The sequence below is a fragment of the Psychrobacter sp. 4Dc genome (assembly GCF_002836715.1).
Lineage (GTDB): Bacteria > Pseudomonadota > Gammaproteobacteria > Pseudomonadales > Moraxellaceae > Psychrobacter.
This window is the reverse complement of record NZ_PJAT01000091.1, coordinates 1-26638: the sequence shown is the minus strand read 5'-3', so window position 1 is coordinate 26638 and position 26638 is coordinate 1. Positions and strand designations below refer to the sequence as shown.

Below are 26638 nucleotides of genomic sequence, written 5' to 3'. Positions count from 1 at the left end.
ATGAAGTAAGTATCAGTTAAATAAGACTAAAGTTTTCTCCAAACTCAGTAATGCTCTTTATGACATTACTGGGTTTTTTTTGTGCTTTAAACTGGGATGCCTAAGTGAGTACAGCTCATATAACCAAATCAAAGCTCAAATTTTGGCCAATAATCACGATTGTGAAAATCAGGCGGAGAGGCATGGCCCGAGGCAAAGTATAAGTCAGTTTCGCCAAACCATAAGATGACACAAGGATGTATTTGTTCAATCAGCATGTTTGCAATAGCGTATTGTTGATTCGGTAGCTGCGTTATAGGTAGGCTAAAGCTGCGCTCATAATGAGCAGGTGTCTGCACTGCCGTTGGAGTGCTAGATAGTAGGCTTGCTACTGATAAGGCTGTCAAATCCTTATGGTTATTCCAATTAATAGATGCGCGTGTGGTTCCATCGGTCTCATACAACGCTACTGGCGGTAGTGCCGCAGGGTTACGATAGCTCTCAAATTGATAAAGTGCGTAACGACCATCAGGGTTAGCATTAATCTCTATATAAGCGGTTGCTTGCTGAAATGGTATCTTGTGCAGTTCTGTCTGGTCAGATGCCACGATATCTTCAGCATCAGTCTTACTACCATCAACCTCACTGCCAGCAATAAAACATTCAAGGCACGTTTCTTCCCATAGGTAATCAGTGAAATTTACTTGAGTTTGTTGCCATGTTGACCAATTGAATTGATTGGCTAGAATTTGGCTAGGCAGAATTACTTGATAGGTCAGCACTAGTTGCAAAGCTGGTTGCTGGATGATCTCTGCACTTACTTCGATAGAGATATTCTCAAGCGCTTCTATAGACACGCCTAATTGCTGAGCGTCTTTCGCTATCGTCTCGGTGGCTAGATGGAGGTTAAAAGCTTGTTTCATTATGGGTACATTTCGACGGCAATAATAAAGAGGTGATAGTGACAAGAGAAATCATACTGATTAAGGACACTAATACTATACGGTAAGTATAACCGAGACTATCAGAAAACATAAAAGCCGTGAGCAAGAAGCGTCGCGGCCTTTGTATTTGATTATCGTTTAGCTATGATATAAGTGAACATAAAACCCAGTCACTTAAGTCTAGTCGGTCATGACATATTACTGTGCGTGACGTGCTAGGTTAGACAGTTTTGGGTTGGCATTTGGGTTTTTGCGTAGTAATAATGCCATGCGACCAATAGAATGAACCAAAGACGCATTAGCCGCTTTAGCAAGTTCAGCGCCAACGATGTCACGCTCTTCTTTTGTGCCAGCAGGCAATTTCACTTTGATAAGCTCATGATCTGTTAGCGCGCGATCAATCTCTTCAGTAATGGTTGGGGTAATACCCTTGTTGCCGATCATAACGATAGGCTTTAGCTCGTGACCAATGCCTTTTAGACGTTTGATGGTAGCGTTATCGAGTTGCATAGAATTCCTAAGTGTTGGTAAAAAATAAAAATGGTACTGTCAAAAACAGTTATTGATCATTATAGATAATCTGTGACCATCTTGCATGAGATCAGCAGGATTTTGCACGATTTTACGTGACGAAAATGTTAAACTGAATGTTTGGTACATTATAAACGCTACTGCCTTATAAAACAGTTATTTAACCAATAGAATTTAGTCAGTTTGCAACCAACCATGAATAAGAAATCTGATTAACACTGTATTTAGAATAATCCGCAACGGATTAATATCAGTTTGTAAGTGATAGAGCAATTAAAGCAGCTAGATTTAGTAAAGCAATAGGAGCAGGTATTTTGGCCACGCGTATCGAAAACAAAAAACTATCAAAGAGCAGCAGTGCTTGGATGAAAGAGCATATTGACGATCATTATGTACAGAAAGCTCAAAAAGATGGCTACCGTGCCCGTGCCGCTTATAAATTATTAGAGATTAATGAAAAAACCAACCTGATCAAAAAAGGCATGACGGTTGTGGATTTGGGCAGTGCGCCTGGTAGCTGGTCACAAGTCGCTGGTCGATTGGTAGGTGACGATGGTATCTTGATTGCCTCTGATATTTTGGCGATGGATACCTTGCCTGATGTGACCTTCATTCAAGGTGATTTTCGTGAAGCTGAAGTGTTTGATGCCATTATGGCAGAAGTAGGTGATAGGCAAGTTGATGTCGTATTATCTGACATGGCACCCAATACTGCTGGGAATAGTGCTATCGATCAGCCACGTATGATGTACTTATGTGAGTTAGCAGTGGACTTCGCGCTTGCAACCTTACCAGAAGGTGGCGCACTTATTATGAAAGTGTTTCAAGGCGAGGGTACACAAGAATTACGCAAGCAGATGCAGCAGGATTTTAGTAAGATTCGTAGTATAAAGCCAGGTGCGTCACGACCACGCTCAAAAGAGATGTTTTGGATAGCGATTAAATAGTTTTAACATCAATAGGTTGCTGCTCTTGTAAGCGTGAGGGTAAACCACCATAAAGTGTTATTATCGCGATATAAAAGCTGCGTCAATTGTTAAAGGAATAATCGTGAAACCTGCTTGAATTATGCGGGTTAGCACCACATATCATGGTATATTACCTTTGTTTTTAGCATACGTTTTAGGCAAAGTCGTCTGATAATAAGCGTTTTACAAGCTCAATGATCGTATATCTATGTTTGTCTCATACTGATTATTTATAAAAACAATTTTTATGCTACCTATAAATCATATAAGTTTAATTTAGCAGCTTTTTATTATCGGGATATTCGTTAAAAATGAGCAATACGTTTATAGACGTCACGTGTTTAATAAACACACCAATAAGTAAGGGATGGGAATAACTAGTGAGCGACATGGTAAAAAATACCTTATTGTGGCTGGTGGTAATCGGCGTTTTGGTGCTGGTGTTTAGCGGCTTTGATCAATCTTCTGAGCCGGATAACCTTAACTACTCTGAGTTTGTGACCGCAGTGTCAGAAAACCAAGTAGCCAGTGTCGAGATCGACGGCGAACAGATCACCGGCGAAAAGAAAAATGGCTCATCTTTTGAGACCATTAGACCAGCTGTGTCAGATGACCAGCTCATGCCAATGCTACGTGAGAACCAAGTCGAAGTTCAAGGAACTGCACCAAAGCGCCAAAGCGTATTAATGCAACTACTGATAGCCAGCTTCCCAATTCTATTGATTATTGGTCTGTTCTTATTCTTTATGCGTAATATGCAAGGCGGCGCTGGCGGTAAAGGCGGCGGTCCAATGAGCTTTGGTAAATCAAAAGCGAAAATGCTGACCGAAGATCAAATCAACGTTAACTTCGAAGATGTGGCTGGTTGTGAAGAAGCTAAAGAAGAAGTCGTTGAAGTAGTTGAATTCTTGCGTGATCCAGACAAATTTACCAAACTGGGTGCAACGATTCCTCGTGGTATCTTGATGGTAGGTCCTCCTGGTACAGGTAAAACCTTGTTAGCGAGAGCTATTGCTGGTGAAGCTAAAGTGCCGTTTTTCTCAATTTCAGGTTCTGATTTTGTTGAAATGTTCGTCGGTGTTGGTGCATCACGTGTCCGTGATATGTTCGAACAAGCAAAGAAAAGTGCGCCTTGTATCATCTTTATTGATGAGATTGATGCAGTTGGTCGTCATCGTGGTTCCGGTATGGGCGGCGGTAACGATGAACGCGAGCAGACATTGAACCAATTATTGGTTGAGATGGATGGTTTTGAAGGTAATGAAGGCGTTATCGTCATTGCCGCTACCAACCGTGCTGACGTGCTTGATAAAGCATTATTGCGTCCAGGTCGTTTTGACCGTCAGGTACAAGTAGGCTTGCCGGATATCAAAGGCCGTGAACAAATCCTAAAAGTTCATTTGAAGAAACTGCCGAATACAATCAGTGTAGATGCCAGTTCTCTTGCTCGTGGTACGCCTGGATTTAGTGGTGCACAGCTTGCTAACCTTGTAAACGAAGCTGCATTGTTCGCCGCGCGTCGTAACAAGACTAGCGTCGATATGAATGACTTTGAAGATGCGAAGGACAAGCTATATATGGGTCCTGAACGCAAATCCATGGTCATACGCGAAGAAGAACGCCGTGCCACTGCTTATCACGAAGCGGGTCATGCGTTAGTAGCTGAGCTATTACCAGGTACAGATCCGGTGCATAAGGTTACTATTATGCCGCGTGGCTTTGCCCTTGGTGTCACTTGGCAGTTGCCTGAGCATGATCAGACTAGTATGTATAAGTCGAAAATGCTGAGCGACATTGCTATTTTGTTTGGTGGTCGTATCGCTGAAGAAGTATTTATCAATCAAATGTCAACGGGTGCTTCGAACGACTTTGAACGTGCTACTAAAATGGCACGTGCGATGGTCACGAAGTACGGTATGTCTGATGCACTTGGTATCATGGTGTACGAAGATGACGACAACTCGCAAGGATATTTCGGCGGTGGCGGTCGTACTATCTCTGAAGCTACGCAGCAGAAGGTCGATGAAGAAGTGCGTCGTATGCTAGAAGAGCAGTATGATATCGCTCGTGAATTGATTGAAGCCAACCAAGACAAAATGCATGCGATGGTTGATGCGCTTATGAACTGGGAAACCATTGATCGTGACCAACTGCAAGATATCTTAGCAGGTGAGGAACCACGTCCACCAAGAGTTTATCAGCATAACGAAGTAAACTTGTCGAAGAACGATGTCAAAACAACTGGTGCTACACCGCCACCACTACCAGCGATGTAAGTGCTAGCGTATTCATGTTTTATAGAAAGCCCTTTATGATAAAGGGCTTTTTTATTGTCATCATTTTATGAAGGGTTTAGAACCCTATAAGATTTACTGGTATCATAAGCATAGATAACAATAACTAAAGCTACATTATAAATTTTACTTGTGATGGATTATTCATGTCATTATTCCAATCTTTACCCAACTATCAAGTATCTAGCCGTGATAAAACCTTAGATTTGTCGCAGCCGCATATCATGGGTATCCTGAACGTAACTCCAGATTCATTTTCAGACGGTGGGCAGTTTAATGCAGTAGATAAGGCCGTCGCTCATTGTCAGCAGATGATAAATGAAGGCGCTACTATTATTGATATCGGTGGTGAATCTACTCGTCCAAATGCGCAAACTGTGGCGACTGATGATGAAATACAACGAGTTGTACCAGTGGTTCGAGCCATCCGTAAGTATTGTGGTGATGCTATTTGGTTATCGATTGATACTAGCAGCCATGAAGTCATGCAGGCAGCATTTAATGAAGGTGCTGACATTTGGAATGATGTACGAGCACTAAAACGTACGGGTGCGGCAGAGCTGGCGGCTGAGCTTAATATACCTGTTATGCTAATGCATATGCGCGGTGAGCCAACGACAATGAATAATTTGGCACAGTATGACGATGTGATCGATGAAGTGCGTACAGAGCTGATTGACCGTATTAACGAAGTAGTTAGCATCGGCGTCAAACAAAGCAATATCATTATCGACCCAGGTTTTGGTTTTGCTAAGAACTATGAGCATCATTGCGCGTTATTAAGTCAGCTGAGCAGCTTGCAGACATTAGGGCTGCCAATGATGTTTGGCATTTCTCGTAAGCGTTTTTTAGCAGAAGTATTGACTAAAAGTGAAGTTGACGCTGTGAGTACGACGCAAGCGGTAGAGCGTGATTCGGCAGGAACGGCAGCTGGGTTGTTTGCGCTACAACAAGGAGCAAGTATCATTCGTACGCATAACGTGGCGATGATGCAGCAAGCAGTGGCCTTATGGAGTCAACTGTCAGCATATCGTTGTTAATTTCATTCTACATGTCCGAATGCATAGTGAGATTTTAAGACTATAAATATTCTATACGCTATGCTTAACGTCTATTTTTAAACTATCTAAACCAATAAAACTATCTCAATTAATAAGAGTAAATTTATGACTAGTACCACTCAGCCAGAACCAACCAATGAGCAGCGCCGTATCATTTATCAAGCTCGCCGCGGATTAAAAGAATTGGATTTTTATATTGATCCTTACGTCAAAGAGCTGTATCTGACAGCAGATGCTACTGAACAAGCAACATTTGCAGAAATGCTGACTCATGAAGACCCAGACTTGCTTGATTACTTTACCAATCAAAATCGTCCAGAAGAGGATGATATCTGGGCGTTGGTCAATAAGATAAAAACATGGCGTCATACCAAAGACTTGGTTTAGGTCTTAAAGAATGGATCGGCATAATATCTAACGTTTCCCATGGTACGCTTATATGACGCTAGTAACCTCGCTACGTATTGATACAGCTATCAAGCCTGCCAGTTATTTACGCGCGCTGCTATATGTAAGCTTGACTGGCGTTATGATGATATTGGCATGGTTTGCATCTTTGGCTTTGTGGCAGTATCTACTGATCTTCATAGTCTCGGCAGCAGTCGCAAGTTATCTGATTATATCGAGACCGATACTATTACATATTAGTCAGCCATCGCTCAGTCAGCGTGTCGATAAAGAATGGCAGTTACTGATACGAACGGGACGCGGCGATGAGTTATGGCAAGCAGAGTTAATCGATATAAATCGCTATCAGTGGGCGGTGAGTATCGAGTTGAATATCGTTGAGCCTTATCAAAGAACGTTTTCAACCACTATATTCCGCGATCAAGTAAATTCTGATCAATGGCGACAATTAAATATTTTAACCAATACCAGTAAGGGTAATGCTAGATAACTGAGTATTTATGGAGCTTAAGTTTTTCCTTTTACGATGAGAAAACTCTACACGTCATAACAAAATAGCTAACTCAAAGGACAAAGGGGTTTGTTATATTAAAATCTGTTATATTAAAAATAGAAAATAAAACTCATAAGTCTGCTGTCCTGTTATTAAATAACATGTAGGCAGATATGAGGTTTCATAAATTTTAGCAGTATTTTTGTACTAAACAATATGATAAAAAGAGGAATAGATAATGAGCTTATTAGGGAATTTAGTGAGCCAAGTGGCACGTAGTGCAATGAATCCAGACGACGCTCAGCGCAATCCAGTTAACCAACGTACTGAAACACGGCAGACTGGCGGACTAGGTGATATCTTAGGTAGCGTATTAGGCGGTGGCAGTCAGGCAGGTGGTTATAGCCCTCAACAAAATAGCCGTCAAGCAGATAATGGTTTTGGCTTAGACGACATCATTGGTGGTCTCACGGGCGGTAGTCAGCGCGGTGGTATGAGCTCAGGTGCTGGCGGACTAGGTGATGTTTTAGGTAGTGTATTAGGTGGTCAGCGTACTAATAGTGGGTCTGGTGGTAAAGGTATGCTCGTTGCTGCATTGATGCCTATGGTACTTAGCTGGATCAAACGTAATGGTGGTTTGAGCGGTGCATTGTCGAAAATCACTGGTATGGGCTATGAAGGTCAAGCACGCTCTTGGATGAGTAATAATGAAGCAAACGATAATTTAGATCCAAACGAAATTAATCGTTTGTTTGATGAAAACGAAATTCAGCAAGTAGCCGCTCATACTGGTGCTAATGAAACTGAGGTAAGACAGGGACTTGCTGAGCTGTTGCCTGAAGTCATGAATCAGCTAACGCCTAATGGCAATCTGGATAATGAGTCTGAGGCCAATGAAGAGATAGATCAAATCATTAGCCAGCTATCTAGCCGTCTTGGTAATTTTAAGTAGTTTATTCGAGTAGTTTGGCAGCTTAGAATTTGAAAATTTCTAACTGAATACTCTAAAGTCATACAGATTGAAATTACTGATAGTATTGATTAAGTAGCACGTTATATAACGTGCTCTTTTTTATGTCCATCACAAGCGTATGACTGTCGGTAAATATCGCTTAGCAGCGACAGTAAGCCCTTAAAATCGCTCGTCTAGCGTCTCTGTGGTATGGTTAAGTGCGGCAAAGCAGATATCGGTATTAAACCCTCTATACTGCAAAAATCGTAGCTGCTTGGCTTTGTCTTTTTGTTCAACAGGTATGTTATCGCCATATTTCTTAATACGTGCTGTGACAGCCAATTTCAGCCAGTCTACCCCATCGACCAAGTTGTCATCATTATCATCTACAAACTCACTAAATTCCTCTGACTCTGCATTTGCCATATCGATTAGCTCATCGATGTTAACTGGCATAGTAATCTTCTTTCGATAGAATTCTTGCTTAATACGACCACGTCCGCGGCCTTTGCGAATGTTCTCACGTATCAGCATAAGGGTAGTGCGGTAATCACTCTGATACCCTTTCTCTTCAAACTCATCGAGCAGTGCATCAATTTTCTCTGGGTCTTGTTCTTTGTCGATCAGCTTTTGCTTTAGCTCAGCCTTACCGTATTCGCGGCGTGATAAATAATAAAATGCGAGCCAACGCAATCGACTTTCTGCTTTAATCGCATCGATTTCTGCTTGTTTTTGTTCAGGGGTTCGTAAGTAAGCTTTGAGCGCGGCTGGTATGTTATCGTTTTGGCTGTCTGTTTCACTACCATTGATAGCAAAAAGCTCAGCTTCATGTTCTGAGCTTTTGGATAGTAACTCAGTGCTATCACTAGAACCAGTTGTCAAACCATCACTAATTTCGTCATTATGAATGTCGAGTTTGACTTCTGCCAGCATCTCTTTAATGGTTTGCGCTTCAGGTGGTTGATATGTAGGGGCGTCACTAGGCTCAGCGGTAAAATTGGCCGCTGGATGAAAACGCTTTTTACGTTTTTTAGATTTAGAAGTTTTCTTTGACTTAAGAGAGGAGTCTTCAAAAAACGCTGTATCAATAGTAGCGTCATTCGTGACTGAATCATCTTTACTTGAACGGATAGTCCGTTTACTGTATTTCTCTGGTTTTTTAGACTCTTTCGTATGAGAATTCTTGGACGGTTTTTTTAATTTGCTATCAACAGAACTAGCTGAGTCGGCACCCGACTCAGCTAGAATTTCAGCTAAGGTTTTAATTTTCATAATGAATCATAGTGACTGACAACGGTTAATCGTTAAACCATTATTGTACAGGTTCAGAAGCCTGTTCTGCTTCTTCAGTTTCGTCGGCTTTGCTATTTTTCTTTGTACCAAGCTTTTCGTCACGTATCTTGTCTTCGATTTCTTGAGCAATGGCAGGGTTCTCTTTTAAGAAAAGCACAGAGTTGGCTTTACCTTGACCGATTTTTTCGTCGCCATAGCTGTACCAAGATCCTGCTTTGCCAACCGCTCCAATCTCTACACCTAAGTCAATGACTTCGGCTAAGTGGTTCGTACCTTCACCGTAAGTAATTTCAAACTCAGCTTGGCGGAAAGGTGGTGCCATTTTATTTTTAATGACTTTGACACGGGTCTGGTTACCGATGATTTCATCACCGTTTTTGACCGCACCAATACGGCGGATATCCATACGTACAGAGGCGTAGAATTTCAGCGCGTTACCACCAGTCGTAGTCTCAGGGCTACCGAACATAACACCGATTTTCATACGGATTTGGTTAATAAACACCACCATACAGTTAGAGCGTTTGGCGTTACCAGTGATTTTACGTAGGGCTTGGCTCATCAGACGCGCTTGCAGACCCATGTGTGAGTCGCCCATTTCGCCTTCAATCTCGGCACGTGGTGTCAACGCAGCTACTGAGTCAATCACGATCATGTCGATCGCGCCTGAGCGTACCAACATATCGGTGATTTCAAGTGCTTGCTCGCCATTGTCAGGCTGCGAGAGCAATAAGTCATCAGTATTTACCCCAAGCTTGCGTGCATAGACAGGGTCAAGCGCATGCTCAGCATCGATAAAGGCACAGGTACCGCCTTGCTTTTGACATTCTGCAATAGCTTGCAGGGTCATGGTGGTTTTACCTGAGCTTTCTGGGCCGTAAATTTCAACGATACGGCCTTTTGGTAGACCACCAATACCAAGCGCAATGTCTAATCCTAGAGAGCCTGTAGAGACCACATCGACATCCATAATGGCCGAGTCATCGCCTAGATGCATGATGGTGTTTTTACCAAATTGCTTTTCGATTTGACCTAATGCCGCTTTAAGGGCTTTGGCTTTATTGTCGTCCATATTGGATTCCTTGTTTTCGGTAGTTAAGTTGATGCTATAAATAAAATATTGGTACGGTTAAAACTTTTGGCAAACGCATACTGACTTTTATGAAATCGGCAATTATTTTTTGGCTGTTTTATCAAAAAATAGGTTGTCACGTGACTGGTATAGGTAGTAGTATCGAATGTATCGTTCTACTATACAGTAAAATTAAATAGCGAGAGAAGTAAAAATAAGTCCGTAATACACTGTCGTTATCGTTGTTTTTAAGTCAGACTTGGCGTGCTAATTACTTGACTCAACTTCTTAACACTGTTGATTTGATAAGGTAATTATAACAAAAGCAAGGCACTATAATGAGCGTTGAGGGATGCTAGACGACACTATCTGTCGTATGGTATGCGGCTAAAAATCTATAGAAATGATGCGATAGGCCGTTGTTGTTTTGAACCTTATAATGACTATGCTTGTCAATAGATTTAGGAGTTGTCCACAACAAATAAAAGGACTATTTTCGCTAATTGTGAAACATTATGAATAATTAAATTATTTTAGAAATTATTTAAAATAATTTTTTATGTGTGTGAATTTAATATAAGTTATTGATTTTAAATGGTTTATAAATTGTACAAAAAATGAACGATTTTACCTTATCCTTTAAGTTGCTTAGCTATAAAGTTGTCAAGTAGTGACTTATGCACAGGGTTATCCACAGCTTATGGGGAGAACTCTGTAAAGCCTTATAATACATAAGTTTACGTAGATTATTAGTATTAGGAATGGATTCTATATTTCGTTTTTAATCACTTTAGAGAAGCAGTTTTGTCTACAAACAACGCTATGAGCGCTATGTTTCACAAATTATAAATTTATCTTTTTTTATGCATAATCATACTATAGGCATTAAAAGTCAGGAGTATGACTCAAGATATACATCTAAGATGCCAGCAGACATAGTTATGCATACGATGTCTAGTATTTTTAGAGATATTTTCTATAGCCTATAGAAAGCCACAAAAAAGCGGCTATATCAGATAGCCGCTTTGTCAAAACACTTAAAAGTAAAGCTGTATTAATCAGTCCTTGATATAGATCAAATCCCACACACCATGCCCACGGTCGAGGCCACGACGCTCAAACTTAGTCATTGGACGAAAGTCAGGACGATCAGTGAAATTACCTGTACCTGCTTTGTTGGTCAGTCCAGCGAAACCATCCAATACTTCAACCATCCAAAATGCGTAATGCTCCCAGTCAGTTGCTGTATGGAACCAGCCGCCTTGCTTTAAGCTGCGCGTAACGATGGTCATACGTTCAGGACTGACAAAACGACGCTTATAGTGACGCTTCTTTTGCCATGGGTCAGGGAAGTATAGCTGAATACGGTCGATATGGTTTTCTGGTAGTTGCTTGAGCAATTGAATGGCATCACCATTGATGATTTTTACGTTGCTCAAATCTTGGGTGCCAGCCATATAAGCACATTTACCAATACCAGGCTCATGCACTTCTACACCGACAAAGTTACGAGTAGGGTCAGCGGCTGCCATTTCAATAAATGAATCACCCAAGCCAAAACCAATCTCTACCGTAAGCGGCGCATCTGGACCGTTAGGGCTATCGGCGAATAACGTACGTAGGTTGTCAATACCGGTAAGATCGCCATCACCAAAACTGTTATTGACCAAATACTCAGAAAATTCTGGAGCAGTTAGTGCAAGCTCGGCATTTTTGTTCATGTGCGTACGGCGCTTCATAAACGTATTGACGATGCGAATATGCTTATCAGAGATCGGTTCTATCTCTTGGCTGGTACTGTTATCGATATCGATAGGCTCGCTTGTGCTATTAAGGGTTTGCTCATCAGTAGTATCGGTACTATTGACGTTGTCATTGATATCAGAATGTTGACTCATAGGATTCGTAAGGCTTAATTAGGTGGGTGATGTTTGCTTATTATAAGTCAAATCCATACAACTGTGAACGGACAATCCTATTTTCGCATATTTGCTGGTCAGTGCTGTGGTTTCTCTATGTTACACACGGGTTTTAGCGTTATCATATAATGGTATTTTTCAAATGCTTTTTCTAAGAGTCAGCAAGTAGAGCGTGTTGCCATGTTATTTATCGAGACCGATTCACCGCCACCATTTTATCAAGAGTCGTTAACACCTGCTAAACGTAAGCAGTTAGACAAGTGGTTCATCGGTAATCGTACCCAGCGTTATTACCTTAAACGTTTTGAGCAGTTTGATCAGCAAGGTTATCTGTCGCCAAAATGGCACTGGGCTGCATTTTTTATCACTTTTCCTTGGCTGCTATATCGCAAGCGCTATATGGATGCGATTGTCTATAGTGTCGCAGGGTGGTCTTTTATCCAGCTTAATGTCGCGCTGGTGCTAGTCGCTTTTGAATTTATAGCGATGTCCTATGTACCAGATGCTTATCAGATGGCAACACGTATCGGTATTGCTGCCGTTATTTGGCTATTTTGGTCGTTTATGGTGGCATGTTGGACGGATGCGTATTACTACCGAATGGCAAGGCGAGAGATCGCTGATGCGATAAATGATCATCCGCGAGATGAGGCAGCACAGAAGGCGCATCTGCAAAGAGAAGGCGGTGTTAGCTTATTCGGACTGGCATTGGGGTTTGGTTTTTTTGCGTTTTCGCTATTGGTGATTAAGGTGCAGTTCTTACCGATTATTGCCAAGCCAAAAGCAAACGAAGTGTTGTTTGATGCTTATGATATTGCAAAGAATGCTCAAAACCGAGTGGCGTTGATTTATCAGCAGACAGGGCAGTGCCCAGTAAATCTGCCCCTGAGTACCGAGCAGCAGCAACTACGCATGCATGTCGATACTCAGGCCGCTGGTGTGCCAAAAACCGACTGTGCGGTAGTGGCAACGATTCAGAACGTGACGTTTCCAATACGCTATTTAAACGAGCAGACGCTGGTCTTTTATCGTATACCAGACAGTGATAATTGGGATTGCATCAGCTCACTGAATAAAAAACAAGCCCCTAAAAACTGCATAGCTGATTAGGGGCTGTATTTCACGAGTACTTGTAAATGTTGCTAGTACTGAGAGCTACTGCTTAGGGTTAATGCTTAGAGTCCGTTGCAGTATCATCTTTTTCCTCAACTGGTGTTGCTTGGCTCTTTAACGCCTCATAAAAATCGGTCAAATCCATTTTACGTGCTTTACCAATATCTTCATCAAACAAGCTTTCAAGCTCAGCCATTGCTGATTGCGCGGATTCAATCATGCTGGCTTCATCATCATAGATAGCTTGTTGGCGTTCTATCAAGTCATCATCATAGTCACGGAATGTTTTTACTGTTTCTCGCGCTTTTTCTGGTGAGATGCCTAATAACTGTAGTGATTCGCGTGACATGTCCAAAGACGACAAATAAGTCTCACGCCAAATGTGTCGCACGCCAACCTCACGCAAACGATAATAGTGCTGACGATCGCGCGCTCTTGCCAATACAATCAGTTCAGGATAATTCTTACGAAGATACTGAGCGGTGGTGATAGAACGCTCTAAGTCATCGATGGCAAGAATAAACACACGCGCTTTTTGAATGCCTGCAGCTCGCAAAATCTCAGGGTTTTTCGGGTCGCCATAATAGACTTGGTTACCGAATTTTCTTACAAAATCTACTCGGTTTGCCGAGCGTTCAATGGCGGTAAATTCGATATTATGCATGCGCAGTACACGGCCAATAATCTGACCGACACGGCCAAAGCCTGCAATAATTACCTGATGTTCATGATCAGGAATGGTATCGTATTCGCGGCTCGGTTTGCTCTTGGCAAATAGCGGCTCACCTACTTTTTCTAACAGCAAGAATGCTAAAGGTGTCAGTGCCATTGAAATAGTAACGACAAGGTTAAGGGTGTTAGCAAGCTCGGGACGTAAGACGTTTTGAGCAGTGGCGACACTGAATAGGACAAAGGCAAACTCACCACCTTGGGCTAGGGTTACGCCCAATCTGATACTCGTTGGCCAGCGATTGCCCGATACCTTTGCAATACCTGCAATCACTGCAAACTTGATAAACATCAATGCGAGCGCACAGCCAATAATAAAGATGGGCTCTGCCAAAATGAGTTTGACGTCGGTAAGCATACCGACTGACATAAAGAACAGACCTAATAGCAACCCTTTAAAAGGTTCGATACTAGCCTCTAGTTCATGACGATACTCAGAATCAGCGAGCAATACACCTGTTAAAAATGCACCCAACGCCATTGATAGACCAATTTGGCCCATCAAGATAGATACGCCCATCACGATAAATAGCGCGACCGCTGTTAGTAGTTCTGACGCACCACTGGAAGCCACAAATTTGAAGAAGGGTCGAACCACGTAACGGCTGGCAAAAATCAGACCGGCAAAGACAGCAAATACTTTACCAAAATAAATCAAATCGTAGCTTTGTTCACGCACCCCTGATAAAAAGGGAATGACTGCTAATAATGGAATGACCGCAATATCTTGGAATAGTAAGATAGTGAAGGCTTCTCGACCATGTGTGCTCGAAAGCTGCTGTTTTTCAGTCAGTATCTGTAGTACAAATGCGGTAGAAGACAGGGCTAAACCAAAACCAACGATAAAGGCAGTATCTAGTTGTAAAGAGAAAAACTGGTGTAGGAGCCACATCAGTAGCGTACCAGTCAAACCGACCTGCAAACCGCCCAATACAAATATAGAGCGGCGCAATGCCCAGAGCCGCGAAGGCTGGAGCTCAAGCCCGATAATGAACAGCAGCATGACCACGCCAAACTCTGAAAAGTGCAATAGACTTTCAGCGTCGCCTGCCACATCCAAGCCACTTGGGCCCAATATGAGTCCGGTGATGAGATAGCCTAAAACCGTTGCAATGCCGAAGCGTTTACCGAGAGGGACAAAGAGCAATGCTGCTCCCAAAAAGATAGTGGCTTGCAACATGAGATTTGGTGAGCCGGCGGCGGCAGCAAACATCTGGGCTCCTTAAAAATTTGAATAAAATATACGATATAAAATGAACGTGACTAAAATCAGTATGGCTAAAACGATAACGCGCTAGTATCTATTATTTTTTGCGATAAATTTTCCATACACCATTGTCTGCAAGCGGATTATTATAAGCATCGTTGCGGCGTTTACGCGGTGTCTGGCGACTATCTACAATCTTAAAGTCAGGCAGGGCATGTACAATAAGACCCGTACGATAAAAGCGTACTCGCTCAGGCTCTAGCATCTCGCCCTTACTATCGCGACAAAAAACATAAGCACGCAGATCGATAAATTCACGATGCGCTACCAGTCGCGCTTCGTCATCGTTATCTAACACTGCTGTCATACGCTCAATTTCATCATCCGTATATTGACCACACTTATCGGTCAGAGCACCTACTGACCCAAAGCTTTTGGATTCTTTAGCGCGTGTCTTAGTTAAATGTAGACGCTGAACATGATAGATGAATTGTGGTATCTCAAGGCTGGCAGGGAGCGGTAGATAGTCAGGTGGCATATTGGCCGCTGGATAAAAATCCTTTGCACGCTCAAGCAGATTTTGCCAACGTTGCTGATAGGTTTGGACTTCGGCTAAGTTGCCTTCATAAATAGGCATGTCACGGATTTGTCGCAAAATATCAGGTGGAAACTGTTCATTACGAAAGTTTGCAATGTCTTCTTGCAGCGTTGATAACAAAACTTTTGCGTGTTTTTTGCCATCTTTTGATGCAGGATCATCGATATAGTCTGGGGCGACAAAGGGTGCTGAGCGTCTAGACATAGTGTTGTATCATCAATAGATAGAGTGAAAATACCAAAAAGTATGATTATAAAAATTAACTGGGGTGCTAAACAAAACTTTATAATAGTTATTATAACCACATAAGCCGATTTGAACTTAAGTTTTTTGAATGGAATAAAGCAAAAGTTTGTCGCAAATCACGACTGTCTTAATGTGATCTAGATTCTAGTTCTAATTCTACGTAACTTTTAGTATGAACCAGTATCAGATGCCTATACTTGTATTTTCTAGGTCGTGTTTCAAGTTATTGACTTCTTTATTCAATCACTTAGCTGAAAATGTATCGTTAATGGTTATGACCAATATGACTATTACCATCAGGTAGCTGTCCCGAAATATCACAGACCAATGCATCGCTATGTGCGATATTCTGCGGGTGAGACGAGCTTTCGACCTGAATAGTAGCATGGTGAATACCAAGCTCTAGCAGTCTTTGTTCGAGACTGGTAATTAGAATATTTGATTCATGGATACTCATTTCACCATCGACCACCACGTGACAAGAGAGTGCATTGAGACCGCTAGTAATACTCCAAACATGTAGGTCATGTACTTTTTGTACTTGAGAGTCTTCGAGTAATTTTTGCTCTACATCGACGAGCGATATATTGGCAGGCGTTCCTTCCATCAATATATGCACAGAATCACGTACAACGCGGTAGCCACTGATTAAAATAAGCACAGCAACGATTACTGATGCCACTGCATCTGCCCATACCCAACCAAAACCCATCATAAGTAGTGCAGCGATAATCGCAGCTACTGACCCTAACAAATCGCTCAATACGTGCAAATAGGCGCTTTGCATATTAAGGTTAACGGGTTCTTCATTATTAGGTTTCTGCTCTGCGACCTTGGCATCATCCGTACCATGATTATGGCTGTGTGGCTCGCCACCTTGACTACCTCGATGCATTAGCCAAGCGACCAAAATATTGATCAGCATACCGATAGTCGCCACGATAAGCATGCCTTGGGTCGCAATTTCTGGCGGTGAGTTAAAGCGTTTAATCGCTTCATAAAAAATCATCAAAGCGATTATCACAAGGGTAGCGCCATTTACCGTAGCAACTAATATCTCAAAACGCTTGTAGCCAAAAGTTTTCTGATGGGTAGCCGCTTTTTCGCCGATTTTAAATGCGACCAAAGTGGCACCAAGCGCTATCGCATCGCTCAACATATGCCCTGCATCAGATAGCAGAGCCAAACTACCAGTGAGCCAGCCACCAATGGCTTCGATAAACATGTAACCAGTAATGATAATAAAGCTGAACAGCAAGGTGCGCTGATAGCCTTTAGTATCTCGTGCTGTGGTTGTTTGCTCTAGATGCTCATCATGATCATGATGGCCTTGGTTTTCTTGAGTGTAGTTATTTTCTTCATCTTCGCGAACGTACTTAGGCACATCCGTATTATCATACTGTTGGCTATGATTGTGCTCGTCAGAGTTTGGATTATTTGGATTCATAATAATACTCAGATTCGCTGATAGTTGCGTTCGATAGCTGATATTTACTGATAAGTGACGTTTACTAATAAGTGATGCTTGCTATGGGTAGAGTAGGCGTAGGGCATTTACCGCGTACCATTTGATAATTATAAATTTAACATAGCCAAGCATGAGAAGCTGTAACGACGAAGTAAACATGATGAGAAGAGAAGTAGAAAGATATACACCCATTTGTTGAGAGCTGCGTGAGAACTACCAACCGACAGGATCAATATCCAAAGTAAGTTTAAGATATTTAGCGCTTGGTAGGGCAAGCACTGGCTGCCACCACTGTCCCAACACATGGTGCAATTGACGACGGTCTTTGGCCAGTAGCAAAAGCTGTGCATGGTAGCGACTGTTCTTTTTACTCATGGGCGCATCAATAGGACCGAGAACAGCGAGGTTATGAGCATTAGGCAAATGCGCAATAGCATCCTTGAGCGCTTGAGTAGTAGCTGCCAATGTTTTGCCTTCGCAGCGTATCAATGCCGCATGTCGATGAGGAGGCAAGCCCATCATTTGACGTTCTTGCAGTAGCTCGCGCGCGAATGACAAGTAGCCATCTTTGACCAGTTTCAATAGTAACTCGTTATCAGGTTGCAACGTTTGAATCAATACGCGGCCAGCTTTGTCACCTCGACCAGCACGGCCTGCCACCTGAATCATGAGCTGTGCGGTATGCTCTGGTGAGCGAAAATCTGCTGATAGAAATCCGCGATCGGCATTGGGTAAGCAAACCAGCGTGACATTGGGGAAGTGATGACCTTTGGCAACCATCTGTGTACCGACCAATATAGCCGGGTTTCCTTTATTAATTTGCTCGTAAATATTTTCCCAGCTGTTTTTGCGTCTTGTGGTATCACGGTCTATCTGAATAATCGGATAGAGCTCTTTGCTAGTTTGGGGGTTGGCAAAGATTGCATGTAGATTTTCGCTAAGCCTTGTCGTTCCCATACCTTTAGCGTCTAGGTTTTGACTGCCACAATCAGGGCATACGGTAGGGATATAGGTTTGCCAATCGCAATGATGGCATTTTAAGTAAGAGTTGCTTGAATAACTGTTTCGCTGGGATTGGCTATTATAGTGAACGGTCAGGTGAGCGTCACAGCGCGGACAATCTGCTTGCCAGCCACAAGCCTCGCACAATAGAACAGGCGCATAGCCACGACGATTCAAAAATATTAATACCTGATCACCGGCTTCTAGCGTTTGCCGTATCGCCCCGATCATGGCATTCGTCAGCCCTGTATCATAGCGCGCACCGTCATCTTGAGCCTGTTGATGGGTGCTTTGCAAGCGAGCATCGATCAGTTGCATGGTTGCAGGTTTGGCATTGCCCGGACGAGTAAGCAGTTGGTATTCTACTAGTTTGCCATCATCGACCAGTTTTAAATGCTCAAGGGAAGGTGTGGCAGTACCGAGTATCACTGGGATTTTGTACTGCAAACCTCGATAGAGAGCGACATCAGCGGCATGATAACGCAATGTGTCTTGTTGCTTGTACGAGCCATCATGCGCTTCGTCAACGACAATCAGGCCTAAGTCTGCAAACGGATATAACACAGCCGAACGTGTGCCGATCACGATTTGTGCATGACCCGTGCGGCAGTCTTGCCAACCTTGTAAGCGATGAGTATTGGTCATGCCAGAGTGCAATAGCACAATATGGGCAGCAAACCGACTGGCAAATCTTGCCCGCGTTTGCGGTGTGAGGCCAATCTCTGGTACTAAAATAAGAACCTGTTTGCCAGCCTCTAGTACGGCTTGCATCGCTTGCAGATAAACTTCGGTTTTACCACTACCAGTAATACCGTTGAGCAGAAAACCAGTATAAGTATCGGACTCATGGGCAGCAATAATAGCGTCGACAGCAAGTCTCTGCTCATCATTGAGATCAAGTGGCATTTTTGCCAGTTTAACTGGAGTAGGTGCTTGTTTTGGCTGAATATAGCGCTCGACTAACCCTTTATCTTCCAGCGTCTTTAAAAATGATCGTTGCATCCCTTCTAGTAGCAATACATCTTCACTTGCGCCGTGCTGACCATGTAGCTTTAGCATATCGAACTGCTGCTTTTGTTTCTTGGCATTGGCTCGAAAATCATCATCAGTAATATGAGGTAAAATGCGCCAATGGGTAATCAGCAAGTCTAATGGTTTGCCTTGACGAACAAGGCTTGGCAGGATAACTGCTAACACGTCGCCAAGTGGATAATGGTAATAGCGCGCTAACCAATAGGCAAGCTTGAGCATGTCCGAGTTCAAAATAGGCTCAGCATCTAGACATTTATTAATGGGTTTGATTTTATTGACAGGTACGCGGCTATCGTCTTGTGAAATATGAGCAATCACAATGCCAATCAGAGTCTGACGACCAAATGAAACTTCGACACGGCTGCCGATTTGCGGTATCGCACTGTCTGGCAAAGCAAGCATATCAGCTGGTAGGCTATAGTCAAACACCCGATAAAGGGGAACGGGCAGAGCAACTTGTACCAACATAAACGGCTTCGCAGTCTTATTAGGTGAATATGAGATCAGAATAATAGAACGGAGACCAATAAGCTTAGCATGATGCTAAGCTTATTGTGATATGACTTATAGGCTGTTGCTAAAATGAGCACTTAATAATGAGCGCTTAATAATGAGCACCTAATATTAAGCATCAAATATCATCTTATTCGATATAAAGAATAGACTCAATTTCTACCACGCCACCTTTAGGCAAGGCAGCTACTTGGACGGCAGCGCGGGCAGGATATGGCTCGCTTAGATTGGCGACAAACACTTCATTCAAGACAGCAAAATCACTCAAGTCAGTCAAAGATACATTGAATTTGACCACGTCATTTAGACTGCCACCAGCTGCTTCACAGATAGCTTTAATGTTTTCAAATACTTGCTCAGCTTGTGCTTTAAAACCTTCTCTTAGTTCCATCGTGTCAGGATCAAAACCCAGCTGACCTGAGATATAGACAGTATTGCCGACTTTTACGGCTTGTGAATAGGTGCCGACCGCTGCAGGTGCTTTATCAGTTTGGATGGTTTGACGAGTCATGGGATATCCCTTTTATATTTTATGTGAGTGATTCATGGCTACTAGAATAGCAGTTCTATTTTAGCTATTTGCATCACGACTATATCAGTGATGCAAATCAGCAAATGCGCTTATTATAATTGATATAACCGTATAATGTTAGGGAAACCTAGCAGCGAGCGTAGTTCACGGATACCCTGTGCTAAATGGTTGCGACTACGTACCACGATATGAATGATGGTATCAGTATTGCGAACATCAACGGTTTCAACCCCCATATTGAGCTGGCGTAAGTGATAAATAACTTCACTAATTTGCTCGTCACTAAGCGCAATTGAGAGCTTTAAATAAGCAGGAAAACGAATCTTACCGCTGTTTTTTAGATCGTGCTCACCGATGTCGCCTTGTTTGACTGCATTGTCATTGCGCCAACGTAATTGGATCACCTGATAAGGATTGTCTTTGCGGATATCGTCCAGTGAGAAACACTTATGTCGATGAACGACCAAACCATGACGCGATAAATGCCCTACGATAGGATCGCCATATATCGGATGACAGCAATTGGCAAAATCAAGCTCGACGCCAGCAGCATTAGCGATCAGCTGTTGCGGTTGGGTCATGTCGTCGCTATGTACTTTTGCCTGTAGATCGCTCAGCTCATCGCTAAATAAACGTGTCACGACTAGCTGAGGAAGTAGCGTACCTGAGCTTATTTGTTCAAATAACGCATCTTTTTCTGTCAGACCGCGCCATTCAGTCAGGTCTTTCCAATCAGCATCTGTCAAATCATCAAAACTTTTCTGATGCGTTCTGAGCGCACGATCTAATGCTTGCCTGCCATGGTGTTGTTTATCAGCGACAGACAGATCTTTAAACCAACGTAAAATCTCTTCACGGGCTTTGTTAGTCACTACAAATCCCAACCACTCAGCTTTTGGTTCTGAGTGGCTGTTCACTTCTATCTCAACGGACTGTCCATTTTTTACCACGGTACCGAGCTTTGCAGCTTTACCATCGATATTTGCACCAACGGCAACGTTACCAATCATAGGCCCGACCGCGTAGGCAAAATCTAGCGCCGTTGCACCCTGTGGAAGCTCGTAAGCACGCCCTTGAGGGCTATAACAAATGATTTTACTAGAGTGCAGATAATCCATCAGCTCATTAATGGTAGAGACTGCCGCTGAGAAATCAGGACTGTTTTCATTCAGATTGTCTTCGTCGACCAAATCTTTCATGTTGCGCAATGACGCTTGGATAACCGATTGACTCACATCAGATGCGTGCTCTGCCCCGATGACACCAAGTCTCGCAGCGCTTTGCATTTGCTTAGTCAATATAGTGACCTTTACCACGTCATTATCACGCTCATAGATGAGGGTGAGGGATTGGTTACCACCTGGCAGCGGACGACGAATATTATCCGCAATATGGGTATCATCAATCTGATATTTTTTGATTAGATAATAGGCCAGTTTGTCACAGGCTTCGATATTATCAAGGACGATTTCAAACGCGTAGTGACGCAGTAGCGCATTAATCTCACCGCGATTGCGGAAAAACTGACGATATATGACCACACGATTGTCTAAGACTTTGACCAGACCATTGAGATCCAAGTTGTTTAGCACGATACTCAAATAACGATGAATGGACTCTCTTTGAAAGTTACGTCCAAGCCCATGCTGTAGCAGTTTATCGGACAGCTTGTTGTACATATCAGAGTCTAAATTGCGATAACACAATACTTCGATATAGTCAGCAATATCATTCAGACCCATTAATCGTGCAAATGGCACATAAAAATCCAAGGTCTCTTGAGCTGTAGTGCGCTGTTTTTCAGGACGTACTGCGTCAAGCGTAGACATATTATGTAGACGGTCAGCAAGCTTGATAATAAGTACACGCGGGTCAGCGAGAGTGGCGGTTAAAATCTTATGAAAGGTGGCCGCTTTATTTTGCTGCTTGTTATGTGAAGAGGACTTTAGCTTGGTCACACCATCGACCAATCTTGATACAGTTTCACCATAACGCTGCTTGATTTGCTCATCACTAACTTCGGTGTCTTCGACCGTATCATGCAGGATTGCTGCAATGATGGTATCTCGATCTAAGCGAAAGCCCGCTAGTATCTCAGCGACAGCGATTGGATGCGTGATATAAGGTTCCCCTGATTTGCGCTTGTCTTTAATGTGCGCAATATCTCCGAACTCACAAGCATCAACAATATCACGGCGCTCAGCAGCAGTGAGATAACCTACCGAACGTAGTAAATTATATTGAGCATCATCGACGAGGTGATGACTGAGTTTGGGTAGGGTTTGACTCATAAAATGATGATCCTATTTTCCATGACCTACTTGTTGGGCCACTTACCGAAGCAAATGGAGGCTAAATAATGACCTACCATACAAAACTTAAGGATGAGTACGCCATTCTCTAATTAATCGCAAATCGCTTTCAATGTCAACTGATAAGCGTGTGGGCGATGAAAAAATTTCACTAAGTGGTCTATTTGGGGGATAAATGGTGACCAAAATAGCCAATACATTATTATTACAACCAAAAAACCACAGCCTATGCTGTGGTCTCTATAGTTGATCAAGATATGTATTTATTTTATAAAAACACGATTGGCTTTATAAAATACATCTTATCAAAACAGCTTATTAGAAGCTGTGGTCGCCTGACAGTGCTAAATCTAATGAGCTAGTAGCAAAATTATGCTCTGGCTGATTTAGGATGTCGCGTGTGATTTTGCCAGCGGCAATTTCACGTAGTGCCAATACTGTAGGCTTGTCGTTATCAACGTCAACCAACGGCTCGGCAATACCTTTGGCCAATTGACGGGCGCGTTTGCTTGCGACCAAAATTAGCTCAAAGCGATTATCAACATTATCCAAACAATCTTCAATCGTCACTCGTGCCATAAATAGCTACCTCGGTTGTTTTTATTAGTAACGGACCTTGCCCGCCACTCAATAAAAATAATATCAAAAATATAAAGGGGGATAGCTAAATATTATAGCATTTTTTGCCAAGTCGCGTAGTTGCTTTTTATATCTACTTACGAGATTAGCTGCTTGTGCTTAGTTTACTCTTCTACCTGAGCGTTTAGCAAGTTGCTAATCGTACGATGATAGCGCTGCTGCTGACGGCTAAGTGTCTGCCTGTCGGCCACGATAATAGCTTTTAGCTCAGCTAAGGCTACATCAAAATTATCATTGATCACTACATAGTCAGCATTCACATATTGTGCCATTTCGGTGACCGCCCCAGCTAGACGGCGCTCTATAACTTCTACAGAATCCTGCGCGCGGGTTGAGAGACGTTGACGTAATGTCGCAATGCTAGGTGGTAGAATAAAAACCATAACGGCATCGGGAAAGATATTTCTGATTTGCGTCGCGCCTTGCCAGTCAATCTCCAAAATAACGTCGATACCCGCCGCTAGCTGAGTACGGACACTTTCCTCTGATGTGCCATAATAATTACCAAATACTTCAGCATGCTCTAGAAATAGACCCGCATTAATACCATTGGTAAAACTATCGGTATCTGTGAAATGATAGTGCTGTCCGTCAATCTCGCCTGGGCGTGGTGCGCGAGTCGTATGTGAGACGCTGACAGTCAAGTCATTGGTGGTCGCAAGCAATTGCTTAACCAGTGAGGTCTTGCCAGTACCTGAAGCGGCAGTAACGATGAATAATGAACCTGTCATACAATTTATCCTAATAGAAGGTGTCTTAGTAACTCGTAAAATGTATTGTAATAAATGCGTGTTGATAAAAAGTTAAGCAGTGCCTCAGTCAAAAACAAAGACTGGAAAAAATAAAAAACGCCATCATGTATGGCGATAGAAATTATAATAGATGCATTATTATAAACTGCTTTTATACAAGTTAAAGCTGGTTTTGCAATATGTCGTAAGCATGCTGAGATTTGCCCATAAAATATTGCTATGAGCAGACAGCTATTTTAGAGAGCGATAAAAGCAAATTATGCTAAAGTAGAGCATTGATTTCGCCTTAACTTTTGAATAAAAAATTCAAAAATACGTTTTAACTATAAATTATCCAATGATAGGCCTTTTTATGCAAATTTATCTTGCCAATCCCCGTGGATTTTGTGCTGGTGTGGACCGTGCAATTGCGATTGTTAATGAAGCATTGACACGTTTCGAGCCGCCTATTTATGTCCGTCATGAAGTTGTGCATAATAAGTTTGTGGTGTCAGACTTGGCCAATCGTGGTGCGGTGTTTGTTGAAGAGCTTCACGAAGTACCAGATGGATCTGTTGTTATCTTTTCTGCTCACGGCGTGTCTAAAGCAGTTGAAGATGAGGCTGAGCGTCGTGATTTGACGGTGTTTGATGCAACATGCCCGTTAGTGACTAAAGTACATATCGAAGTGGCAAAGTTTGCGCAAGATGGGATGGATGCCGTGTTGATAGGACATGCAGGACATCCGGAAGTCGAAGGTACTATGGGGCGCTTTAATCGTCGCCATGGTGGGCAGATTCATCTGGTCGAAGATGAAGGTGATGTGGCCGCACTGACTGTACAAGATGCCAAACGTTTGGCATTTGTGACTCAGACAACTTTGTCGATGGATGATACTGCGCGAGTCATCGATGCGCTGCGTGAAAAATTTCCTAGTATCCAAGGCCCTCGCAAAGACGACATTTGCTACGCCACTCAAAACCGCCAAGATGCGGTAAAAGATTTGGCCAGTCGCTGTGAAGTAGTCTTGGTAGTTGGTTCACCAAACTCATCAAACTCTAATCGCTTGCGAGAGCTTGCCGAGCGTATGAATTGCCGAGCGTATTTAATCGATAATGCCAGTGAGATGGACAAGCGTTGGTTAGATGGCGTGCAGAGTATAGGCGTGACCGCTGGTGCATCTGCGCCCGAAGTATTAATCCAAGAAGTATTGCAACAGTTGCAAGACTGGGGTGGCGATCTACCTAGTGAGCTATCTGGTATTGAAGAAAATGTGACGTTTAGTTTGCCGAAAGCGTTGCGGATACCTGTTACTCAGGTTGGTAAGTAACTAATATTCGTGTTTGTATTTGTATGAACCATCATTGATATGGATAAGGTCGCATGAAAGAACCAAAAGCCAGATTTGTATTGGCAGAGGCCACGCTCGCTGAAGTCAACAAGCAACTAAAACTCAATATGCTAGTGATGGCAGCAGTGGTTTTCGTATTGTTTATGAATATCATGAAGTTTATGGCAGAAAAAAGCTTTTTCTACGCGATGCTCGCAGTAGTTATGATCTGTTTATTATTCTTCTTACAAAAAGCTCGCCGTATTCTCACGCTAAGAAAACAAGAGCTTATCCATAAATAGAAAGTACAAGCATAAATAAAAAATACAGGTGAAAGTGCCAAATATAGGAAAGAGAGAATAGCTATGACTGCTTATTACAAATTTATCAAACGAGAATTACAAGAAGACGGTGTCAGTGTGGCGCATTATCAGCCAACCAAGCATGCTCAAGGTGCTTGGAATGAGCATGAGCAGCACATGGCGCCAGCAACAGGCCTATTAACAGCCGAGATCAACAGCTTTGCGCCGCAGCCTAACACCCGTATCGCACGTGTGAGCCTTGATATCTTGGGGTTAATACCGCTTGACGATTTTACTATTACTACTCGCTGTATCCGACCAGGCAAGACTATTGAGCTGGTAGAAGCGGTCATGAGTAGCCGTGGCCGTGACGCCATCATTGCAAGAGCATGGCGACTGATTACTCAAAATACCAGCGAGATTGCCGGACTTGAAGATCAACCAGCAGAATACAAACCTGAAGAGTTGCCAGTTTGGGAAGGTATGAAAGGCTGGCCGGGCGGTTTTATTGAAAGCGTACGTCTAGTAGCGACAGAAGACCGCCGTTCTGGTCGCGGTATGGTATGGATTACCAATGATCTCGACATGATAGAAGGCGAGCCGACTGATGATTTGGTGCATCTGTTAGGTATGGTCGATACTGCCAATGGTGTTGTACCAAGATTGGGTCTTGGTTTGTCTAAGTTAGAATGGATGTTTCCCAATACTGATTTGCAAATCCATATGCATCGCTCGCCAAAAGGTCGCTGGCTGGGTATCGAGGCTGTACAACAATATGGCGACGACGGTATCGGATTGACAAGTGCGGTATTGCACGATATACATGGGCCTTTTGGTCGTAGTGAGCAAATTCTTACTATTCGTCCGATGCCACGTTAGAAGGCTAAGAGTCAGTCATTTTATAGTTTTGAAAAATGAAATGATACGTTGTAATCAATTAATTATACAAATAATAGAGAAATAGTTTTAA

Annotated in this window: 23 protein-coding genes; 10 read left to right on the top strand and 13 right to left on the bottom strand. The window is 42.7% G+C overall.

Features of this window, described 5'->3' with window-relative positions:
- Nucleotides 1–128: 128 nt before the first annotated feature.
- Both CXF61_RS06855 and CXF61_RS06850 read right to left on the bottom strand, forming a co-directional pair.
- The gene (locus tag CXF61_RS06855) at nucleotides 129–902 is read right to left on the bottom strand and encodes a DOMON domain-containing protein (RefSeq protein WP_165597660.1); all 774 of its coding nucleotides are present in this window, start codon (nucleotides 900–902) and stop codon (nucleotides 129–131) included.
- 219 nt (nucleotides 903–1121) lie between these two features.
- Nucleotides 1122–1433: a YhbY family RNA-binding protein gene (locus tag CXF61_RS06850; protein ID WP_057761426.1), complete on the bottom strand. Its 312-nt coding sequence runs from the start codon at nucleotides 1431–1433 to the stop codon at nucleotides 1122–1124.
- 335 nt (nucleotides 1434–1768) lie between these two features.
- Here CXF61_RS06850 and CXF61_RS06845 point away from each other — a divergent pair, with 335 nt between their 5' ends.
- From CXF61_RS06845 to CXF61_RS06820, 6 genes are all read left to right on the top strand, one after another.
- Complete coding sequence (locus CXF61_RS06845; RefSeq protein WP_057761424.1) at nucleotides 1769–2401, top strand: RlmE family RNA methyltransferase; 633 nt, start codon at nucleotides 1769–1771, stop codon at nucleotides 2399–2401.
- Between the two features lie 401 nt (nucleotides 2402–2802).
- A complete protein-coding gene (gene ftsH, locus CXF61_RS06840; protein WP_057761422.1) occupies nucleotides 2803–4698 on the top strand; it encodes an ATP-dependent zinc metalloprotease FtsH in 1896 nt (631 codons plus the stop codon).
- Nucleotides 4699–4862: 164 nt separating this feature from the next.
- Nucleotides 4863–5756: a dihydropteroate synthase gene (gene folP / locus CXF61_RS06835; RefSeq protein ID WP_165597659.1), complete on the top strand. Its 894-nt coding sequence runs from the start codon at nucleotides 4863–4865 to the stop codon at nucleotides 5754–5756.
- A gap of 126 nt (nucleotides 5757–5882) precedes the next feature.
- A complete protein-coding gene (locus CXF61_RS06830) occupies nucleotides 5883–6164 on the top strand; it encodes an FAD assembly factor SdhE (protein WP_057761419.1) in 282 nt (93 codons plus the stop codon).
- A 52-nt stretch (nucleotides 6165–6216) separates the two neighbouring features.
- A complete protein-coding gene (locus tag CXF61_RS06825; protein WP_165597658.1) occupies nucleotides 6217–6675 on the top strand; it encodes a hypothetical protein in 459 nt (152 codons plus the stop codon).
- Nucleotides 6676–6916: 241 nt separating this feature from the next.
- A complete protein-coding gene (locus CXF61_RS06820) occupies nucleotides 6917–7630 on the top strand; it encodes a YidB family protein (protein WP_165597657.1) in 714 nt (237 codons plus the stop codon).
- Between the two features lie 180 nt (nucleotides 7631–7810).
- Here the strand turns inward: CXF61_RS06820 and CXF61_RS06815 are convergent, their stop codons facing one another.
- The 3 genes from CXF61_RS06815 to trmB all read right to left on the bottom strand — a co-directional run bounded on the left by CXF61_RS06815 (nucleotide 7811) and on the right by trmB (nucleotide 11893).
- On the bottom strand, nucleotides 7811–8902 hold the full coding sequence (locus CXF61_RS06815; protein WP_165597656.1) for a regulatory protein RecX: 1092 nt from the start codon (nucleotides 8900–8902) through the stop codon (nucleotides 7811–7813).
- 40 nt (nucleotides 8903–8942) lie between these two features.
- Nucleotides 8943–9995 carry a recombinase RecA gene (gene recA / locus CXF61_RS06810; RefSeq protein ID WP_101205782.1) on the bottom strand — a complete coding sequence of 351 codons (1053 nt, stop codon included), beginning with the start codon at nucleotides 9993–9995 and terminating at the stop codon, nucleotides 8943–8945.
- Between the two features lie 1058 nt (nucleotides 9996–11053).
- Entirely contained in the window at nucleotides 11054–11893 is an 840-nt protein-coding gene (gene trmB / locus CXF61_RS06805; RefSeq protein WP_165597655.1) for a tRNA (guanosine(46)-N7)-methyltransferase TrmB, read from the bottom strand.
- Between the two features lie 201 nt (nucleotides 11894–12094).
- Between trmB and CXF61_RS06800 the strand changes: the two genes are divergently transcribed.
- A complete protein-coding gene (locus tag CXF61_RS06800) occupies nucleotides 12095–13024 on the top strand; it encodes a DUF2628 domain-containing protein (protein ID WP_165597654.1) in 930 nt (309 codons plus the stop codon).
- A 58-nt stretch (nucleotides 13025–13082) separates the two neighbouring features.
- Here the strand turns inward: CXF61_RS06800 and CXF61_RS06795 are convergent, their stop codons facing one another.
- The 8 genes from CXF61_RS06795 to gmk form a co-directional block, all read right to left on the bottom strand.
- Nucleotides 13083–14969: a monovalent cation:proton antiporter-2 (CPA2) family protein gene (locus CXF61_RS06795; RefSeq protein WP_114700593.1), complete on the bottom strand. Its 1887-nt coding sequence runs from the start codon at nucleotides 14967–14969 to the stop codon at nucleotides 13083–13085.
- A gap of 91 nt (nucleotides 14970–15060) precedes the next feature.
- Nucleotides 15061–15765, bottom strand: a complete 705-nt coding sequence (locus CXF61_RS06790) for a hypothetical protein (protein ID WP_165597653.1) — start codon at nucleotides 15763–15765, stop codon at nucleotides 15061–15063.
- 307 nt (nucleotides 15766–16072) lie between these two features.
- Complete coding sequence (locus tag CXF61_RS06785; RefSeq protein ID WP_165597652.1) at nucleotides 16073–17254, bottom strand: cation diffusion facilitator family transporter; 1182 nt, start codon at nucleotides 17252–17254, stop codon at nucleotides 16073–16075.
- Between the two features lie 234 nt (nucleotides 17255–17488).
- Nucleotides 17489–19777, bottom strand: coding sequence for a primosomal protein N' (locus CXF61_RS06780; protein ID WP_165597651.1), 2289 nt, complete (start codon nucleotides 19775–19777; stop codon nucleotides 17489–17491).
- A gap of 175 nt (nucleotides 19778–19952) precedes the next feature.
- Nucleotides 19953–20333: a RidA family protein gene (locus tag CXF61_RS06775; RefSeq protein WP_057761400.1), complete on the bottom strand. Its 381-nt coding sequence runs from the start codon at nucleotides 20331–20333 to the stop codon at nucleotides 19953–19955.
- A gap of 113 nt (nucleotides 20334–20446) precedes the next feature.
- Entirely contained in the window at nucleotides 20447–22645 is a 2199-nt protein-coding gene (locus CXF61_RS06770) for a RelA/SpoT family protein (protein ID WP_101205788.1), read from the bottom strand.
- Nucleotides 22646–22984: 339 nt separating this feature from the next.
- Nucleotides 22985–23245, bottom strand: coding sequence for a DNA-directed RNA polymerase subunit omega (gene rpoZ / locus CXF61_RS06765; protein WP_057761396.1), 261 nt, complete (start codon nucleotides 23243–23245; stop codon nucleotides 22985–22987).
- A 164-nt stretch (nucleotides 23246–23409) separates the two neighbouring features.
- On the bottom strand, nucleotides 23410–24036 hold the full coding sequence (gmk, locus tag CXF61_RS06760) for a guanylate kinase (RefSeq protein ID WP_165597650.1): 627 nt from the start codon (nucleotides 24034–24036) through the stop codon (nucleotides 23410–23412).
- A 373-nt stretch (nucleotides 24037–24409) separates the two neighbouring features.
- On the opposite strand from gmk, the gene ispH reads away from it, so the two are divergent.
- The 3 genes from ispH to CXF61_RS06745 all read left to right on the top strand — a co-directional run bounded on the left by ispH (nucleotide 24410) and on the right by CXF61_RS06745 (nucleotide 26547).
- Nucleotides 24410–25366, top strand: coding sequence for a 4-hydroxy-3-methylbut-2-enyl diphosphate reductase (gene ispH / locus CXF61_RS06755; protein ID WP_165597649.1), 957 nt, complete (start codon nucleotides 24410–24412; stop codon nucleotides 25364–25366).
- 53 nt (nucleotides 25367–25419) lie between these two features.
- Entirely contained in the window at nucleotides 25420–25668 is a 249-nt protein-coding gene (locus CXF61_RS06750) for a hypothetical protein (RefSeq protein WP_102092783.1), read from the top strand.
- A 63-nt stretch (nucleotides 25669–25731) separates the two neighbouring features.
- Nucleotides 25732–26547, top strand: coding sequence for a thioesterase family protein (locus CXF61_RS06745; protein WP_165597648.1), 816 nt, complete (start codon nucleotides 25732–25734; stop codon nucleotides 26545–26547).
- Nucleotides 26548–26638: the final 91 nt, after the last annotated feature.